This is a genomic window from Bradyrhizobium sp. USDA 4504, from assembly GCF_054063995.1.
This window is the reverse complement of sequence record NZ_JBSSGV010000001.1, coordinates 7,928,676-7,945,534: the sequence shown is the minus strand read 5'-3', so window position 1 is coordinate 7,945,534 and position 16,859 is coordinate 7,928,676. Positions and strand designations below refer to the sequence as shown.

Here is a 16,859-nt window from a genome sequence, read left to right as displayed (position 1 = left end):
GCAAACCAGGAGATATTATGCTTTCTACCGTTCGGATCGCCGCGATTTCCGCGGCGATCGTCGCTGTTGCCGCGACGTCCACTGCCGCATTCGCCCAAAAGAAATACGACACCGGCGCAAGCGATACCGAGATCAAGGTCGGCAACATCATCCCCTATTCGGGACCAGCCTCCGCCTACGGCGTGATCGGCAAGACCGAAGAAGCCTACTTCAAGATGATCAACGATCGCGGCGGCATCAACGGCCGCAAGGTCAATTTCGTCAGCTATGACGACGCCTACTCGCCGCCGAAGGCGGTCGAGCAGGTGCGCAAGCTGGTCGAGAGCGACGAGGTATTGCTCGTCTTCAACCCGCTCGGCACCCCGTCCAACACCGCGATCCAGAAATACCTGAATTCCAAGAAGATCCCGCAGCTGTTCGTCGCGACAGGCGCCACCAAGTGGAACGACCCGAAGAACTTCCCGTGGACCATGGGCTGGCAGCCGAGCTACCAGAGCGAAGCGCAGATCTACGCCAAGTGGCTGATGAAGGAGAAGCCCGACGCCAAGATCGCGATCCTCTATCAGAACGACGATTTCGGCAAAGACTACCTCAAGGGCACCAAGGACGGCTTTGGCGCCAAGGCGGCCTCCAGCATCATCATGGAGGAGAGCTATGAGATTTCGGAGCCGTCGATCGACGGCCACATCGTCAAGATCAAGGCCGCCAATCCCGACGTGCTGCTGATCTACACCACGCCGAAGTTCGGCGCGCAGACCATCAAGAAGACCGCCGAGCTCGGCTGGAAGCCGCTGCAGATCATCACCAACGTGTCGGCCTCGGTCGGCAGCGTGATGCAGCCGGCGGGCTTCGACAACGCGCAGGGCGTGCTGTCGGCGGCCTACGCCAAGGACGGCGCCGACACACAGTGGAACAACGACCCCGGCATGAAGAAGTGGGCCGAGTTTCTCGACAAGTACATGCCGGGCGCCGACAAGACCGACGGCGGCTATGTGTACGGCTATGGCGCCGCACAGACGCTCGCCAAGGTGCTCGAAATGTGCGGCGACGATCTCACCCGCGCCAACGTCATGAAGCAGGCGGCGAGCCTGAAGGACTTTACGCCCGACACCCTGCTGCCCGGCGTCAAGATCAACACCTCGGCCACCGACTTCGCCCCGATCGCCCAGCTGCAGATGCAGCGTTTCAAGGGGCAGAAGTGGGAGCTGTTCGGTGACATCATTTCCGGCGACGTCCCCTCCGAGTGACGTTGCACTGCGGGAATAAAACAACAGCCTCCGCGATATCCGTCGCGGGGGCTTTTTGTTGACGCCCCGCGCCGATGGTATTGAATACTCCAAACAAAGAACCCGAGGTGGGGAAACCATGACTGCCGCACGTCCGTCCCTGACGGCGCTGTTGTCCGCATTCGCTCTGATCCTGACGAGCTGCAATGTCGCGCTGGCGCAGAAGAAATACGACACCGGGGCCAGCGACACCGAGATCAAGATCGGCAACACCATGCCCTACAGCGGCCCCGCCTCGGCCTATGGCACGATCGGCAAGACCGAGGCCGCCTACTTCAGGATGATCAACGATGCCGGCGGCATCCACGGCCGCAAGATCAAGTTCATCTCCTACGATGACGGCTACTCGCCGCCCAAGACGGTGGAGCAGGCGCGCAAGCTGGTCGAGAACGACGAAGTGCTGCTGCTGTTCGGCTCGGTCGGGACCGCGACCAATGCGGCGATCCGGAAATACATGAACGAGAAGCAGGTGCCGCAGCTGTTCATCGCCTCCGGCGCCTCGAAGTGGAACGACCCGAAAGATTATCCGTGGACCATGGGCTGGCAGCCGTCCTACCAGGACGAGGCGCGGGTCTACGCAAAATACATCATGAAGCACAAGCCCGACGCCAAGGTCGCCGTGCTCTACCAGAACGACGATTTCGGCAAGGACTACCTCAAGGGCTTGAAGGACGCCTTCGGCGACAAGGCATCGATGATCGTCGCCGAGGAGGCCTACGAGACATCCGAGCCCACGATCGACAGCCACATCGTCAAGCTGAAGGCCACCGGTGCCGACACCTTCGTCAGCATCACGACGCCGAAATTCGCGGCACAGGCGATCAAGAAGGCTGCCGAGATCGCGTGGACGCCGTTGCAGATCGTCGCCAATGTCTCGGCGTCGGTCGGCGGCGTGATGCAGCCGGCGGGCTTCGAGAATTCGCAGGGTATCCTATCGGCATCCTATCTCAAGGACGGCGCCGATCCGCAGTGGGACAAGGATCCCGGCATGGAGAAATTCCTCGCCTTCCTCAAGAAGAATTATCCCGACGCCAACAAGCTCGACGGCGCCACCTCGTTCGGCTACGCCGCCGCACAGACCATGGTGAAGGTGCTGGAGATGTGCGGTGACGACCTCACCCGCGCCAATGTCATGAAGCAGGCCGCAAGCCTGAAGGATTTCGTCCCCGGCACGCTGCTGCCGGGCATCAGCATCAACACCTCGGCCACCGATTTCGCACCGATCAAGCAACTGCGCTTGATGCGGTTCAAGGGCGAAAGGTGGGAGCTGTTCGGGGACATCATTTCGAGCAATCTGAGCAACTGATCGCCACGTCGGTCTGTTCGATCCGCTCGCTCAACTCAACGGCGTCGCTTTACTCGTCCGCAATCTCTGCGGTTGACTCCACGCACACGCGAACGCGTTGGCGGATTTTTGAGCAGCGGCCCGCCTTGAGGGTGGTCGACCAAAGACGCAGCCCCTGCGGCAACGCCGCAGGGGCTTTTCATTGAGACACCCCAGGTAAGATGATAGGTTTTTACGACCAATAATGAGCCCTCGAAACAGGGGGCCGCGGCACATCATCGGCAATCAGGGAGAGAAACGGCATGTCTGCAATACGACAATTGACGGCATTTGCTGCTGCGCTTGCGCTCGTCGCCGCATCTGGCAGCGCTGCGCTTGCCCAGAAGAAATACGACACCGGCGCCTCCGACACCGAGATCAAGATCGGCAACATCATGCCCTATAGCGGAGCGGCCTCAGCCTATGGCGTGATCGGCAAGACCGAGGAGGCCTATTTCCGCAAGATCAACGCCGAGGGCGGCATCAACGGCCGCAAGATCACCTTCATCAGCTACGACGACGCTTACACTCCGCCGAAGACGGTCGAGCAGGCGCGCAAGCTGGTCGAGAGCGACGAGGTACTGCTGATCTTCAATTCGCTCGGCACGCCACCGAACTCGGCGATCCAAAAATACATGAACCAGAAGAAGGTGCCGCAACTGTTCGTCGCCACCGGCGCCACCAAGTGGAACGACCCGCAGAATTTCCCCTGGACGATGGGCTGGCAGCCCAACTACCAGAGCGAGTCCATCATCTATGCGAAGTACATCCTGAAGAACAAGCCGGACGCCAAAATCGCGGTGCTCTACCAGAACGACGACTACGGCAAGGACTATCTGAAGGGATTCAAGGACGGGCTCGGCGCCAAGGCCGCGTCGATGATCGTCGCCGAGGACAGCTATGAGGTGACGGAGCCGACCATCGACTCCCACATCGTCAGGCTCAAGGCCTCCGGCGCCGACGTATTCTTCAACATCACGACGCCGAAGTTCGCCGCGCAGGCGATCAAGAAGAATGCCGAGCTCGGCTGGAAGCCGCTGCACTTCCTCAACAACGTCTCCGGATCGATCGGCAGCGTGATCAAGCCCGCGGGCTTCGAGAACGCCCAGGACATCGTCTCGTCGCAATATTTCAAGGATCCGACCGACGCGCAGTGGAAGACCGACAAGGCGATGATTGCCTGGAACGAATTCCTCGATAAGTACTATCCGGAAGCGAACCGGGCCGATGCCTCCGTGATGTACGCCTATATCGTCTCGCAGGGCCTGGTCCACGTGCTCAAGGCCTGCGGTGACAATCTGACCCGCGAGAACATCATGAAGCAGGCGGCCAGCATTCGCGATTACGAGCCCGGCGGCCTGCTGCCCGGCGTCAAGGTCAACACCTCGGCGACCGATTTCGCGCCGCTTTCGCAACTGCAATTGATCCGCTTCAAGGGCGAGACCTGGGAGCGCTTTGGCGAAGTCTTGAGCGCCGACGTCGGCGGTTAGGCCGGGAAGGTCGACCAAAGATACCGCCCCTGCGGCGTTTGCCGCAGGGGCTTCTCATTGAGACGAACCGCCTAAAATGATAATCACTGCAGCCAAACAAAGAGCTCTCCAAGCAAGAGGGCCGAGACACATGACAAACAGGGAGAGAGACATAGATGTCCGCTACCAAAAAACTTGCGGTCCTCGGGGCCGCGCTCGCGCTCCTCGCGACATCCGGCAGCGCTGCGCTTGCCCAGAAGAAATACGACACCGGCGCCAGCGATACCGAGATCAAGATCGGCAACATCATGCCCTACAGCGGCCCGGCGTCCGCCTATGGCGTCATCGGCCGCACCGAGGCCGCCTATTTCAAGAAGGTCAACGACGCCGGCGGCATCAATGGCCGCAAGATCAACTTCATCTCCTACGATGACGCCTACTCGCCGCCGAAGGCCGTGGAACAGGCCCGCAAGCTGGTCGAGAGCGACGAGGTGCTGCTGATCTTCAACTCGCTCGGCACGCCGTCGAACTCGGCGATCCAGAAATACATGAACTCCAAGAAGGTGCCGCAGCTGTTCGTCGCCACCGGCGCCACCAAGTGGAACGACCCGAAGGACTTTCCCTGGACGATGGGCTGGCAGCCCAACTACCAGAGCGAGACCCAGATCTACGCAAAATACATCCTGAAGAACATGCCGAACGCCAAGATCGCGGTGCTCTACCAGAATGACGATTACGGCAAGGATTATCTGAAGGGCCTGAAGGACGGGCTCGGCCAGAAGGCCGCCAGCATGATCGTCGCGGAAGAAAGCTTCGAGACCTCCCAGCCGACCATCGACAGCAACATCGTCAAGCTGAAGGCGAGCAACGCCGACGTCTTCATCGACATCGCGACGCCGAAATTCGCGGCCCAGGCGATCAAGAAGGTCGCCGAGATCGGCTGGAAGCCGACCCACTTCCTCAACAACGTGTCGGCATCGGTCGGCAGCGTGATCAAACCGGCCGGCTTCGAGAACGCACAGGATATCATCTCCGCCGCCTACCTGAAGGACGCTTCCGACAAGCAATGGGACAATGACCCGGGCATGAAGGAGTTCTACGCCTTCATGGCCAAGGACTTCCCCGAAGGCGACAAGCTCGACGGCGGCACCGTGGTCGGCTTCGGCGTGGCGCAGACGCTGGTCCAGGTGCTGAAGCAGTGCGGCGACAACCTCACCCGCGAGAACATCATGAAGCAGGCCGCAAGCCTGAAGGACTTCCGCACCGAGGTGCTGCTGCCTGGCGTCAAGATCAACACCGCGGCGAACGATTTCGCGCCGATCAGCCAGCTGCAGCTGATGAAGTTCAAGGGCGAGAAATGGGAACTGTTCGGCGAGGTCATCAGCGCCGACGTCGGCGGCTGATTTCCCGCCGCCTCCCGACCGGGAATGGCCCCCTGCGATACCGTCGCAGGGGGCTTTTTGTTGGCGCGTTTTCGAACGAAGCGGGTACCGGTTCGCGCGAAGAGAACGCGTCGGAAACCGGAATTTAAGGCCATGGCCCTGCTCGCAGGCCGGCCCGGGCAATGCCTGCTTACACTTTACCCGGCAATACGCTAGGTAAACCGGCAAGACCCCCGACAAGAAACCGGCGCCCTTGCGCGGCGGCAACAACAAGGAGATCTCGGGAAATGCCGATGCCGATCCGACACCGTGTCGCAACCGCCCTGCTCGGCCTCGCCGTCGCCGCCGCGACCGGCAATGCCGCATGGGCGCAGAAGAAATACGACACCGGTGCGAGCGACACCGAGATCAAGATCGGCAACATCGTGCCCTATAGCGGCCCGGCGTCGGCCTATGGCGTGGTCGGCAAGGCGATGGCCGCGGTGTTCAAGAAGGTCAACGACGACGGCGGCATCAACGGGCGCAAGATCACTTTCGTCTCCTATGACGACGCCTACTCGCCGCCGAAGGCCGTCGAGCAGGCCCGCAAGCTGGTCGAGAGCGACGAGGTGCTGTTCCTGTTCGGCACGCTCGGCACCGCCTCCAACACCGCGATCCAGAAATATCTCAACGCCAAGAAGGTACCGCAGCTGTTCGTCGCCACCGGCGCGACCAAGTGGAACGATCCGAAGGCCTTCCCTTGGACCATGGGCTGGCTGCCCAGCTACCAGAGCGAGTCGCGGATCTACGCGAAATATCTGCTCAAGGAAAAGCCCGCCACCAAGGTCGCGGTGCTCTACCAGAACGACGACATGGGCAAGGACTACCTCAAGGGCCTGGAAGACGGCTTCGCCAGCGATCCCGCGCGCGTCGTCGCCAAGGAGAGCTATGAAGTCGCCGAGCCGACGATCGATTCCCATGTGGTGCGGCTGAAATCCTCCAATCCCGACGTCATCGTCTTCTTCACCACGCCGAAATTCGGCGCCCAGGCGATCAAGAAGCTCGGCGAGATGAACTGGAAGCCGGTGACCATCGTCTCCAACGTCTCGGCCTCCACCGCGACCGTGATGCGTCCGGCCGGCCTCGACAATGCGCAGGGCGTGATCTCGGCCGCCTACGCCAAGGACGCCAGCGATCCGCAATGGAAGGACGACGCCGGCATGAAGGCGTTCGACGAACTGCTCGCCAAATACATGCCCGACACCAACCGCGTCGATGCCTCGGCGATGACCGGCTACAACATGGCGACCACGATGGTCGAGGTGCTGCGCCGCTGCGGTGACGACCTCACCCGCGCCAATGTGATGAAGCAGGCGGCGAGCCTGAAGCAATTCGCGCAGGGCGGCCTGCTGCCCGGCGTGACGCTGTCGACCGGGCCTGCCGACTTCCAGCCGATCGAACAGCTCCAGCTGATGCAGTTCAAGGGCGAGCGCTGGCAATTGTTCGGCGACGTCATCAGCGGCGAAGTCGGCGGACACTGACCGCGTTACATAAGGCACAACCATGACCGACCGTCGTCCTTTCCTGCGTTCGATCTTCGATGCCGCTGTGGCGGCTGCGCATCCCGACGTCGTGCTGGCGTCGCGGCTGCGGCCGGTGCCGAAGGGACGGGTGATCTGTCTCTGCGCAGGCAAGGGCGCCGCGGCGATGGCCGCGGCGGCCGAGCGGCATTATCTCGACGCGCTCGAGCTCGATCCGTCGCGGCTGGTCGGCATCGCCACCACCCGCCACGGCCATGGCGTGCCGACCCGCCGCATCAAGGTGGTCGAGGCCGGCCACCCGGTGCCCGACGAGGCCGGGCTCAAGGCGGCGGACGACACGCTGCGGCTCGCCGCGACCGCGACCCCGGACGATCTCCTGCTGGTGCTGCTGACCGGCGGCGGTTCGGCGAACTGGATCGCGCCGGTCGACGGCGTGAGCTTTACCCAGAAGCAGCAGGTCAACCGCGCACTGCTGCGCTCCGGCGCGCCGATCGGCGAGATGAACACCGTGCGCAAGCATCTCTCGCGCATCAAGGGCGGACGGCTGGCGCGCGCCGGCCAGCACGCGGCCGAGATCGTCACGCTGGCGATATCGGACGTGCCGCATGACGATCCCTCCGCGATCGCCTCCGGGCCGACGGTGCCGGATCCGACCACGCTGGCGGACGCCCGCGCACTGGTCGCCAAATACAATCTCTCCATCGACGACGCGGTCCGCCGCGCGCTCGACGATCCCGCGAACGAAAGCTGCAAGCCCGGCGATGCCGCCTTCGCGCGGGCGACATTCGAACTGCTGGCAAAGCCGAAGGCCTCGATCGACGCCGCGGTGAAGGTCGCGCGGGACGCCGGCTACGAGACCATCGCGCTCGGCGCCGATCTCGAAGGCGAGGCCCGCGAGATCGCGGCCGAGCATGCGCGGCTGGCGCTGAAGGCGCGCAGCGAAGGCAAGCGCGTTGCGATCATCTCCGGCGGCGAGCTGACGGTGACGGTGCGCGGCGATGGCCGCGGCGGCCCCAACCAGGAATACGCGCTGGCGCTGGCCGGCCTGCTGAAGGATACACCCGACGTCTCGGCACTGGCCGCCGATACCGACGGCGCCGACGGCGGCGCTGGCAGCGCGACCGACCCGGCCGGCGCCGTGATCGACCAGGCGACATTCGCGAAGATGAAATCGATCGGCCTCGATCCGAAGGCCTATCTCGAGAACAACGATGCGACGGGGTTCTTCGCCCAGACCGGGGATTTGCTCCTGACCGGCCCGACGCTGACCAACGTCAATGACGTGCGGGTGATTTTGGTGGATTAGGCCGTATCCTCGACGGACCCAAGGCCAGTCTCGGGCTGCGCCCAAAGCTCCTGATAGTTACGAAACTTCGCAAGCGTCTCGTCATATCGCATCGGCTCGAGCACCGGCAAAATGCGCTTCAACACTGAGTTGATCGGCGCGGAGGTGTGCCGAACGTATAAGTCGATCGGATCAAGCAAGTGCCTCAGGTGCAGCTTTGGATCATAGTTCAGCCCGCTGCTGCGAAACCATTTGTACCCGTTGGCGATTGCCCAGCTCACCATGTCGCGAAACACATAATGATAGAGGTGCAGGTCTAAGGCGACATCGTAGTCAAGATCTATGTACTCCGCATAGATCGCGTCACCATGTACCATGCATGCGGCAAACGCGACGATCCGCTCGTTCTGACGCCAGAGGAAGAAGCGGACCTTGTCCCCCATCCGCCGCCCCAAGTCGCAGAAGTATTGTTCCGTCAGCTTCTCGAAGTGCAGTTTCGAACGCTGATAGACTTGGAAATACAATGGATAGATCTGCGCGATCACCGGCGTCGCGTCGTTGACGACGTTCATCTCGACGGATGGAGAGGCCCGCGCTGTCGCCTCAAACTTCTTGCGAAGTTTCTTGCGGGTTGCGCTGTTGAGCGCATGATTCATATAGTCATCGAAATTGGCGTAATCGATGCAAAGCCTGGTCATGGGCAGGCTAGGGATGCGGGTGAAGCCGTGAGCGATCAAGCAGTCGAGGATTGGTCGGTATCGCGCCGGAAACTCCTTGAGCACGATCAGCCGCGCCCCGAGCCTGCGAGCATGTATTGCAATCGTAGAGGCCAGCAGTTCCGCGCAGCCTCGATGGCAGGCCTCGTCCCCGTCAAGATGACCTTCCCCTGCGACGCACCCGACCATGAGCGCACGGGCGCGCATCAAACCTGGCCACATCCGGCGAATGGCGTCGATGAGTACGCCAAACCGCGGCCTCGCACCGGCCAGCAAATCCAGGTCCATTAGGAAGAATGGCTGTACAGCACAAACCTGATCAACCGCATCTTGATGAGGAAATACCGGTAATCGAACTCGGGATGAAGGGTATCCTCGACCAACTCATAGTATCGATGACCCTTGCGCTCGCTCGCGAAGGCGAACTGCCAGCGCGGACAACGCTCCAAATCGTTCCGCACGATGACTTGGAGACGCGGCGGACATTGCATCGGCACGCGTCTCGTGAGGTCGCCGATTTGGCTCGTCAAGTGCGCTGTTGCAGCTTCCGGCACGATCTCACGCTCGCCACGGATCCCGGCCCTAGGCAGCATTTATCACGGCGCCAAAACAAAGCAGCTAACATATCCGTCAGAAACTAACTCGTTAGTCATTTGCGATTTGGCGTTGGAGCAGAACACTCCTGATACGACCCGCATGCGCGGACACTCGCCGTCCAGCGCGGCATCCGGGGAGCGGACTCATGGCAGCGGTGATTGGAGTCACGGGACTTGCATTTGAGGCGCGGATCGCTGCAGACCTGCATACGCAGGCGATCTGCAGTGGCGATGGCAGCACGCTCGCGGAGTCTCTCGCGTCGGCAATTGCTGAGGATTGCTACGGTCTTATCAGCTTTGGCGTCGCGGGCGGCCTTTCGGCCGACCTCCCGGCAGGCGCATGCGTCGTAGCATCGACGATCGTTTCGGAAACGATTCAGCTCTTCACTGATCGGGACTGGTCGCAAGCCTTGCTTCGACTCATCCCCGGTTCGATTTATGGCCCTATTGCTGGTGTGACCACGGTCGCCATGCATCCAGAAGCGAAGCGCTCGCTGCATATGAGTACAGGCGCGCTGGCGGTCGATAACGAATCCCATGTGGCGGCGAGTGTCGCTGCAGCGCGCGGCCTCCCTATGACTGCCGTCCGCGTGATCATGGATCCGGCCGGTCGGCAGCTTCCTGCCGCCGCCCTGTCCGCAGTGCGTGCAAACGGGACGATCGATCTCGCCGCGCTGGTCCGTGCGACAATGAAACAGCCGAGCGAGTTACCGATGCTGCTTCGGACCAGTCTCGACGCACTGTCCGGATTTGCGGCACTGCTTCGCTGCCGTCAATTGCTTGGCCCTGGATTAGGGTTGCCTTCCTTGCAAGCAGAAGAGTCGGAGCCAAGTTCAAGTATCGTAGCGGACGATCGTATGATCGCCCTCTAGTCGCTTTTTTAGCCGAACGGGCCGCTATACCTGCCGACTACGTGCGTGACCTCAACGCGCACTGAAAGTGAGGCCGGCGCGCTCCTTTAGACGCTTGCGCAAGGCCGGCCCCATCAGCGCGCCCGGCGTCCAGATGCCGCCCTCACCCTGCACGTCACGCACGACGCAGAGAGCGCTTTCGGTGATCATCTTGCTTGTCGAGCCATAGCCCGGATCGCGGTCGCCGGTGACAACGGCTTCGACCCGTCCGCCATCCGGCACCTCGCCCAGAAAGAAGATGTCGTAGAAGCCCCTCTCGCGCGCTTCCCGGGTCGGGCCTGCGCCGCGTTTGAGACCGCCGGTCCCGAACAAGGACGCCACCGTGGCGAACGTCTCCGTCGTCACGCTCGCGATGTCCCCAAGTCCCGGCGCCACCATCATCTCGTCATAAACGAAGTCCCTGCCGTAGGGATGGCCCAACAGGAAGTTCGTGCGGTGCACGTTCTTGGTGTTGATCGGCGCCATCGGGAACGGCACGAGCCACGCGTGCATGCTTGTGTCATATTCGGGGACGAGGCCCGACGGCTGAGACGGCCCAGTGAAGCCCGGCGTCAACGCGAAGGGATCGGTCAGCAGCCGGATCAGGGCCGGGTCGCGCGCCGCGGCGGCCAGCGTCGCCTGAGCGCTCGCCGCGGTGCCGCCAGACATGCCACCCCTCACCTTGCGCAGACGGGCCTTCACCCGCCGCGCCGGGCGTCCGAATTTCTCGCGCGCCTTCTCCTGCAACGTGAGCACACCGAGATCGAACGGGATGGAATCGAAGCCACAGGAGAAGACGATGCGCGCGCCGGTCCGTTTTGCCTCTTCGTGATAGGCGTCGATCATAGCCCGCATCCAGCCCGGTTCGCCGCAAAGATCAACATAGGCCGTGCCGGTGGCCGCGCATGCCGCCACTAGCTCGGGACCGTGAAGCTGATAGGGCCCGACCGTGGTGACGACCACGGTCGCGCGCTCGCACATCGAACGCAGGCTGGCCGGCTCGGCGGCATCCGCCTTCACCAACGGCAAATCGTCCGGTGCGCCGATGTCGGCACGCACTTTCTGGAGTTTGTCGGTTGAGCGTCCCGCAATTGCCCAGGACGGAGCATCGTCGCCGCGATAGGATGTCGCCAGATATTCGGCGATGAGACCCCCGGTGTAACCCGTCGCGCCATAGACGATGAGGTCGAAGTCCCGCTTCACGGCGTTGATCCTCCTCGAGCCCCCGGAAGCGCTCCCTTCAGATCCGTTAGCAACGCTCGGTACGCTTCGCGGCCATTTGCGAGGGGCCGGGCAACATACGGGCCATCGCGCTTGACGGAGGATACCACAATTGCCGCCCTTCGGCGCGCAACCTCCCGGCGATTTCCGGTCCCCCTTGAGAGCCGTCGTGAGTACGGACGCTGGTCGGCGTGAGCCGAAGCAACAGCCGGCACATTTGAGCGCCTGTGGCCGCTTGCAAACGCCCTCCGACGGCCTACCATGGATTGGGGAGTTCGCGTGCAGGAGCGAAGCCATGGAACTCACCGTGGTGCCCATCGTCAAGCCGGATGAGACCAACTTCATCTTCGGCCAGTCGCATTTCATCAAGACCGTGGAAGACCTTCACGAAGCGCTGGTGGGCACGGTTCCGCGCATCCGCTTCGGGTTGGCTTTCTGCGAGGCCTCCGGCAAGCGGTTGGTGCGCTGCTCCGGTAACGACGACGCCTCGCTCGCCCTGGCACGCGACAACGCATTGGCGATCGGCGCCGGTCACACCTTCCTGATTTTCCTCGGCGACGGGTTCTTTCCCGTCAATGTGCTCCCGGCGGTGCGCGCAGTGCCGGAGGTCTGCCGCATCTATTGCTCGACGGCCAATCCAACACAGGTGATCGTCGCGCAGACGGAGCTCGGGCGCGGCGTGCTCGGCGTGGTGGATGGCGCCTCGCCGCTGGGTGTCGAAACCGACGCCGACATTGCGTGGCGGAAGGATTTGCTGCGGAACATCGGCTACAAGCTTTAGACCGCGATGGTTCGCCGCCTGGCGGCGCCCGCATGCTGGATATGTATCAACCCAACGCGTCATTGCGAGCGGACGGGCCGTCGCGCTCTCTCAAAACTCCTGCGCGAGCTTCGCCAGCATCTCCAGCAGCGCGGCGTGGTTGGCCGGACCGAGCACCTCGATCAGCCGCGCCTCGTGTTTGTTGGCGACCAGCTTCTTGGCGCGCGCCAGCACGGCGCGGCCCTTGTCGGTCAGGACGAGGATGTGGGAACGGCGGTCGTTGGTGGAGCGCATCCGCGCGCAAAGGTCGCGGCTCTCCAGCGCGTCGAGCATCGCGACGAAATTCGGCCTGAGGATCCCGAGCGTGTTGGCGATCTCGGTCTGGTTGCGGCCCGGATTCTTGTCGAGCAGAAGCAGCACCGAGAACTGCGCCGGCGTCAGCTGCAGCGGCGCGACGCAGCGCAGGAAGTCCTCGAATACCCTGAGCTGCGCGCGCTTCAACGAATAGCCGAGCAATCCGGACAGTTCGCCCAGTTGCAGCATGCTGTCGTCCCCGGCAGAATCGGCCGGTTCCCTGCGCAGGGCCCGCGACGAACGGAGGGCATCGGTGGCGGTCTTGGAAACAGTCATCGCTCCAGGCTCGCAATCCCGCTACAAGAATCCCGCACGACACTCGGGGACCTTGAGATTATATCTAATAATTGTTATGGACTATATCAAATGTCGGCAGCTTTCAACAGCCGATATCGGCCGACCTGACCGGCACGACCGGTTGAGGCGGTCCGACGCTTGAGGGGGAGCGCTCGGCCTTGAACACAACGATCATGCTGTTCCTGCTGCAGGACGGCATCACCAATGGCGCGATCTACGCACTGCTGGGGCTGGCCCTGGTGCTGGTGTTCGCGGTCACGCGGGTGATCCTGATCCCGCAGGGCGAATTCGTCACCTACGGCGCGCTGAGCTACGCCATGCTGGCGACCGGCCAGGTGCCCGGCACAGCGCGGCTTGCGGTCGCGATGGGCCTCGTCGCCTTCGCCCTCGACCTGTTCTTCGCCCGTAACGCGCTGCATGCGCGGCTGGTGATCCGCTCGGTCGCGCTCAACATCGCCTTTCCCGTCGCGCTGCTCGGTCTGATTTACGCGCTGGTCGGTCCCGGCACGCCGATCGCCGTCAACATCGCGCTCGCGCTCCTGATCGTGGCGGCGATCGGTTTGTTCCTCTACCGCATCGCGTTCCAGCCGATCGCGCACACTTCTGTGCTGGTGCTGCTGATCGCCTCGGTCGGCTGCCATCTGGCGCTACAGGGCCTCGGCCTGGTGTTCTTCGGCGCCGAAGGCCTGCGCGCGCCTGCGCTGTCGAATGCCGCAGTGACCGCCGGCCCGCTGCGCTTCACCGGGCAGAGTCTTGCGGTCTACGGCCTGACGATCGGCTTCATCGTCGCCCTGTGGCTGTTCTTCGGCTACACCAAGACCGGCAAGGCGCTGCGCGCCACCGCGGTCAACCGCCTCGGCGCCCGCCTGGTCGGCATCCGCACCACGCTGTCCGGCCAGATCGCGTTCCTGCTCGCCTCCGTCATCGGCGCGATCTCCGGCATCCTGATCGTGCCGATCACGACGCTCTATTACGACACCGGTTTCCTGATCGGCCTGAAGGGCTTCATCGCCGCCATCATCGGCGGCCTGGTCAGCTATCCCCTGACCGCGGTCGCCGCCATCGTGGTCGGCATCGTCGAAGCCTTCTCGTCGTTCTACGCCAGCAATTTCAAGGAAGTCATCGTGTTCACGCTGATCCTCCCCGTGCTCGTGTTGCGCTCGCTCGCGGCGCCCGAGGTCGAAGAAGAGAAGGATTGAGCGCGATGACGCAGCGCCTTCCCCTCATCATCTTCGCGCTCGTGATGGCGGTGATTCCGCTTGTCCCGGGCATCCCGCCGTTCTGGATCGTGCTGCTCGACAATATCGGCCTCGCCGCGCTGGTCGCGATGGGCCTCGTGCTGCTCACCGGCGTCGGCGGCCTGACCTCGTTCGGCCAGGCCGCGTTCTGCGGCTTCGGCGCCTACACCACGGCGGTGCTGACCACTGCCTACGGCGTCTCGCCCTGGCTGACGCTGCCGGCTTCGCTCTTGGTCAGCGGCATCGCCGCCGTGCTGCTCGGCATCGTCACGGTGCGGCTATCCGGCCATTATCTGCCGCTCGGCACCATCGCCTGGGGCATCGGGCTGTTCTATCTGTTCAGCAAGCTCGAATTCCTCGGCCGCAACGACGGCATCTCCGGCATTCCGCCGCTGTCGATCGGCTCGTTCAAGATGCTGAGCCCGGATGCGATCTACTACGCGATCTGGGTCGCGGTGCTGCTGTCCGCGCTGCTGACCATGAACCTCTTGGACTCCCGCACCGGGCGCGCGATCCGCGCCTTGCGGCGCGGCCATGTTGCGGCGGAAGCGTTCGGCGTGCAGACGCCCCGCGCCAAGCTGTTGGTGTTCATCTATGCCGCGGTGCTGGCCGGCCTGTCCGGCTGGCTGTATGCGCATTTCCAGCGCGCCGCCAACCCAACGCCGTTCGGCGCGCAGGCCGGCATCGAGTATCTGTTCATCGCCGTGGTCGGCGGCGCGGGCTACGTCTGGGGCGGCGTGCTCGGCGCCGGCATCGTCGTGATCCTCAAGGAGGTGCTGCAGAGCTACCTGCCCTACATCTTCGGCGGCCAGAGCCAGCTCGAGACCATCGTGTTCGGCATCATGCTGGTGCTGCTGCTGCAGCTCGCGCCTCAGGGCGTCTGGCCCTGGCTGATGTCGCGGCTGCCGTTCAAGCCCGCCCGCAAGACCCCGGACACGTCCGTGAAACTGGAGCACCGCGAACGAGCGCCAGGAACGTCTCCGATCCTTCTGCACATCGACAAGGCGCGCAAGCAGTTCGGCGGCGTGCTCGCGGTCAACGACGTCTCGTTCGACGTCAACGCCCGCGAGATCGTCGCGCTGATCGGCCCGAACGGCGCCGGCAAGAGCACGACCTTCAATTTGATCACCGGCGTCCTGACCGCAACCAGCGGCAAGATCTCAGTGCTCGGCAACGAGGTCGCGAATGCTCCGCCGCAGGAGGTGGTCAAGCTCGGCGTTTCCAGGACTTTTCAGCACGTCAAGCTGGTGCCCGACATGACCGTGCTGGAGAATGTCGCGATCGGCGCGCATCTGCGCGGCAATTCCGGCGCGATCTCCAGCATGCTGCGGCTCGACCGCGCTGATGAGGCGAGGCTGCTGGCGGAAGCCGCGCGGCAGATCGCGCGCGTCGGCCTGTCGGACCAGATCGACCAGCTCGCGGGCTCGCTGTCGCTCGGACAGCAGCGCATTGTCGAGATCGCCCGCGCGCTGTGCGTCGATCCGATGCTGCTGCTGCTCGATGAGCCGGCCGCCGGCCTGCGCCACATGGAGAAGCAGCGGCTGGCCGCGCTGCTCCGGCAATTGCGCGACGGCGGCATGTCGGTGCTGCTGGTCGAGCACGACATGGGGTTCGTGATGGATCTCGCCGACCGCATCGTGGTGCTGGATTTCGGCACCAAGATCGCCGAGGGCACGCCGGCCGCGATCAAGCGCAATCCCGCCGTGATCAAGGCCTATCTCGGAGCCGCCGCATGAGTGCGCTGCTATCGGTGACCGACGTTCACATCTCCTACGGCAAGGTCGAGGCGGTGCGCGGCGTTTCGCTCGACGTCGCCCAGAACGAGATCGTCACCATCATCGGTGCCAACGGCGCCGGCAAGACCACCTTGCTCAACGCCATCATGGGCGTGCTGCCGCTGAAGGGGCGCACCAGCTTCGCCGGCGTCGACATGGCGCCGCTCGATATCGAGGACCGCGTCGCCACCGGCCTCAGCCTGGTGCCCGAGCATCGCGAATTGTTCGGCACCATGAATGTCGAGGACAATCTCGAGCTCGGCGCCTTCCGGATTGCGAAGGCCGTCGCGGCCGCCTCGCTGGAGCGGGTCTACACGCTGTTTCCGCGGCTCAAGGAGCGGCGCAAGCAGCTTGCCGGCACGCTGTCCGGCGGCGAGCAGCAGATGCTGGCGATGGGCCGCGCGCTGATGGGCGCGCCGAAGCTCTTGATGCTGGACGAGCCGAGCCTCGGCCTCGCTCCGATCATCGTCGCCGACATCTTCCGCATCGTCGGCGAGCTCCGCGCAGCCGGCGTCTCGGTGCTCCTGGTCGAGCAGAATGCCCAGGCCGCATTGCAGATCGCCGACCGCGCCTATGTCATGGAGCTCGGCGAATTCGTGCTGTCAGGCCCCGCGACGGAAATCGCCGCCAACAAGGGCGTCGCCGCGAGCTATCTCGGCTTCCAGCACGAAGGCGAGAGTGCGATTTAGGACGCGCAACTCCATCGCGGAGAGACCGTCACCCCACCTCGCCGCGCATTACATGCG

General features: G+C 63.4%; 14 protein-coding genes. 11 read left to right on the top strand and 3 right to left on the bottom strand.

Annotation, left to right across the window (positions count from 1 at the left end; genetic code table 11):
* Positions 1-17: 17 nt before the first annotated feature.
* The 6 genes from ACVMB1_RS37180 to ACVMB1_RS37155 all read left to right on the top strand — a co-directional run bounded on the left by ACVMB1_RS37180 (position 18) and on the right by ACVMB1_RS37155 (position 8,287).
* Positions 18-1,247 carry an ABC transporter substrate-binding protein gene (locus tag ACVMB1_RS37180; RefSeq protein WP_028338101.1) on the top strand — a complete coding sequence of 410 codons (1,230 nt, stop codon included), beginning with the start codon at positions 18-20 and terminating at the stop codon, positions 1,245-1,247.
* Positions 1,248-1,365: 118 nt separating this feature from the next.
* A complete protein-coding gene (locus ACVMB1_RS37175) occupies positions 1,366-2,592 on the top strand; it encodes an ABC transporter substrate-binding protein (RefSeq protein ID WP_057016012.1) in 1,227 nt (408 codons plus the stop codon).
* A 281-nt stretch (positions 2,593-2,873) separates the two neighbouring features.
* Positions 2,874-4,100 (top strand): ABC transporter substrate-binding protein, encoded by a 1,227-nt coding sequence (locus ACVMB1_RS37170; protein ID WP_076832477.1) that lies wholly within the window; start codon positions 2,874-2,876, stop codon positions 4,098-4,100.
* A 155-nt stretch (positions 4,101-4,255) separates the two neighbouring features.
* Entirely contained in the window at positions 4,256-5,482 is a 1,227-nt protein-coding gene (locus tag ACVMB1_RS37165) for an ABC transporter substrate-binding protein (protein WP_076832480.1), read from the top strand.
* 266 nt (positions 5,483-5,748) lie between these two features.
* A complete protein-coding gene (locus tag ACVMB1_RS37160; RefSeq protein ID WP_028338255.1) occupies positions 5,749-6,981 on the top strand; it encodes an ABC transporter substrate-binding protein in 1,233 nt (410 codons plus the stop codon).
* A 22-nt stretch (positions 6,982-7,003) separates the two neighbouring features.
* Complete coding sequence (locus ACVMB1_RS37155) at positions 7,004-8,287, top strand: glycerate kinase type-2 family protein (protein ID WP_076832483.1); 1,284 nt, start codon at positions 7,004-7,006, stop codon at positions 8,285-8,287.
* Here the strand turns inward: ACVMB1_RS37155 and ACVMB1_RS37150 are convergent.
* Positions 8,284-9,270 carry a GNAT family N-acetyltransferase gene (locus ACVMB1_RS37150; RefSeq protein ID WP_244558950.1) on the bottom strand — a complete coding sequence of 329 codons (987 nt, stop codon included), beginning with the start codon at positions 9,268-9,270 and terminating at the stop codon, positions 8,284-8,286. The two genes, ACVMB1_RS37155 and ACVMB1_RS37150, sit on opposite strands and share 4 nt — an antisense overlap.
* A 454-nt stretch (positions 9,271-9,724) precedes the next feature.
* Between ACVMB1_RS37150 and ACVMB1_RS37145 the strand changes: the two genes are divergently transcribed.
* Positions 9,725-10,450: a phosphorylase family protein gene (locus tag ACVMB1_RS37145; RefSeq protein WP_076832486.1), complete on the top strand. Its 726-nt coding sequence runs from the start codon at positions 9,725-9,727 to the stop codon at positions 10,448-10,450.
* A 51-nt stretch (positions 10,451-10,501) separates the two neighbouring features.
* Here ACVMB1_RS37145 and ACVMB1_RS37140 read toward each other — a convergent pair whose 3' ends face one another.
* Positions 10,502-11,671 (bottom strand): saccharopine dehydrogenase family protein, encoded by a 1,170-nt coding sequence (locus ACVMB1_RS37140; RefSeq protein WP_076832488.1) that lies wholly within the window; start codon positions 11,669-11,671, stop codon positions 10,502-10,504.
* Between the two features lie 313 nt (positions 11,672-11,984).
* Between ACVMB1_RS37140 and ACVMB1_RS37135 the strand changes: the two genes are divergently transcribed.
* Positions 11,985-12,470, top strand: coding sequence for an adenosine-specific kinase (locus tag ACVMB1_RS37135; RefSeq protein WP_076832491.1), 486 nt, complete (start codon positions 11,985-11,987; stop codon positions 12,468-12,470).
* 90 nt (positions 12,471-12,560) lie between these two features.
* Here the strand turns inward: ACVMB1_RS37135 and ACVMB1_RS37130 are convergent, their stop codons facing one another.
* A complete protein-coding gene (locus ACVMB1_RS37130) occupies positions 12,561-13,079 on the bottom strand; it encodes a MarR family winged helix-turn-helix transcriptional regulator (protein ID WP_028336531.1) in 519 nt (172 codons plus the stop codon).
* A gap of 179 nt (positions 13,080-13,258) precedes the next feature.
* Between ACVMB1_RS37130 and ACVMB1_RS37125 the strand changes: the two genes are divergently transcribed.
* The 3 genes from ACVMB1_RS37125 to ACVMB1_RS37115 are packed head-to-tail and all read left to right on the top strand — an operon-like array spanning position 13,259 to position 16,802.
* Entirely contained in the window at positions 13,259-14,299 is a 1,041-nt protein-coding gene (locus tag ACVMB1_RS37125) for a branched-chain amino acid ABC transporter permease (protein WP_028336532.1), read from the top strand.
* 5 nt (positions 14,300-14,304) lie between these two features.
* A complete protein-coding gene (locus ACVMB1_RS37120) occupies positions 14,305-16,074 on the top strand; it encodes a branched-chain amino acid ABC transporter ATP-binding protein/permease (protein WP_076832494.1) in 1,770 nt (589 codons plus the stop codon).
* Positions 16,071-16,802, top strand: a complete 732-nt coding sequence (locus ACVMB1_RS37115; protein WP_057016004.1) for an ABC transporter ATP-binding protein — start codon at positions 16,071-16,073, stop codon at positions 16,800-16,802. The genes ACVMB1_RS37120 and ACVMB1_RS37115 overlap by 4 nt, the downstream gene beginning before the upstream one ends.
* Positions 16,803-16,859 lie beyond the last annotated feature (57 nt).

What these genes read in the sequence shown, in the direction of transcription:
- ACVMB1_RS37170 (WP_076832477.1), top strand. Translation starts at nt 2,874, where the DNA reads ATGTCTGCAATACGACAATTGACGGCATTTGCTGCTGCGCTTGCGCTC.
- ACVMB1_RS37160 (WP_028338255.1), top strand. Translation starts at nt 5,749, where the DNA reads ATGCCGATGCCGATCCGACACCGTGTCGCAACCGCCCTGCTCGGCCTC.
- ACVMB1_RS37175 (WP_057016012.1), top strand. Translation starts at nt 1,366, where the DNA reads ATGACTGCCGCACGTCCGTCCCTGACGGCGCTGTTGTCCGCATTCGCT.
- ACVMB1_RS37120 (WP_076832494.1), top strand. Translation starts at nt 14,305, where the DNA reads ATGACGCAGCGCCTTCCCCTCATCATCTTCGCGCTCGTGATGGCGGTG.
- ACVMB1_RS37165 (WP_076832480.1), top strand. Translation starts at nt 4,256, where the DNA reads ATGTCCGCTACCAAAAAACTTGCGGTCCTCGGGGCCGCGCTCGCGCTC.
- ACVMB1_RS37145 (WP_076832486.1), top strand. Translation starts at nt 9,725, where the DNA reads ATGGCAGCGGTGATTGGAGTCACGGGACTTGCATTTGAGGCGCGGATC.
- ACVMB1_RS37155 (WP_076832483.1), top strand. Translation starts at nt 7,004, where the DNA reads ATGACCGACCGTCGTCCTTTCCTGCGTTCGATCTTCGATGCCGCTGTG.
- ACVMB1_RS37180 (WP_028338101.1), top strand. Translation starts at nt 18, where the DNA reads ATGCTTTCTACCGTTCGGATCGCCGCGATTTCCGCGGCGATCGTCGCT.
- ACVMB1_RS37135 (WP_076832491.1), top strand. Translation starts at nt 11,985, where the DNA reads ATGGAACTCACCGTGGTGCCCATCGTCAAGCCGGATGAGACCAACTTC.
- ACVMB1_RS37130 (WP_028336531.1), bottom strand. Translation starts at nt 13,079, where the DNA reads ATGACTGTTTCCAAGACCGCCACCGATGCCCTCCGTTCGTCGCGGGCC.
- ACVMB1_RS37150 (WP_244558950.1), bottom strand. Translation starts at nt 9,270, where the DNA reads ATGGACCTGGATTTGCTGGCCGGTGCGAGGCCGCGGTTTGGCGTACTC.
- ACVMB1_RS37115 (WP_057016004.1), top strand. Translation starts at nt 16,071, where the DNA reads ATGAGTGCGCTGCTATCGGTGACCGACGTTCACATCTCCTACGGCAAG.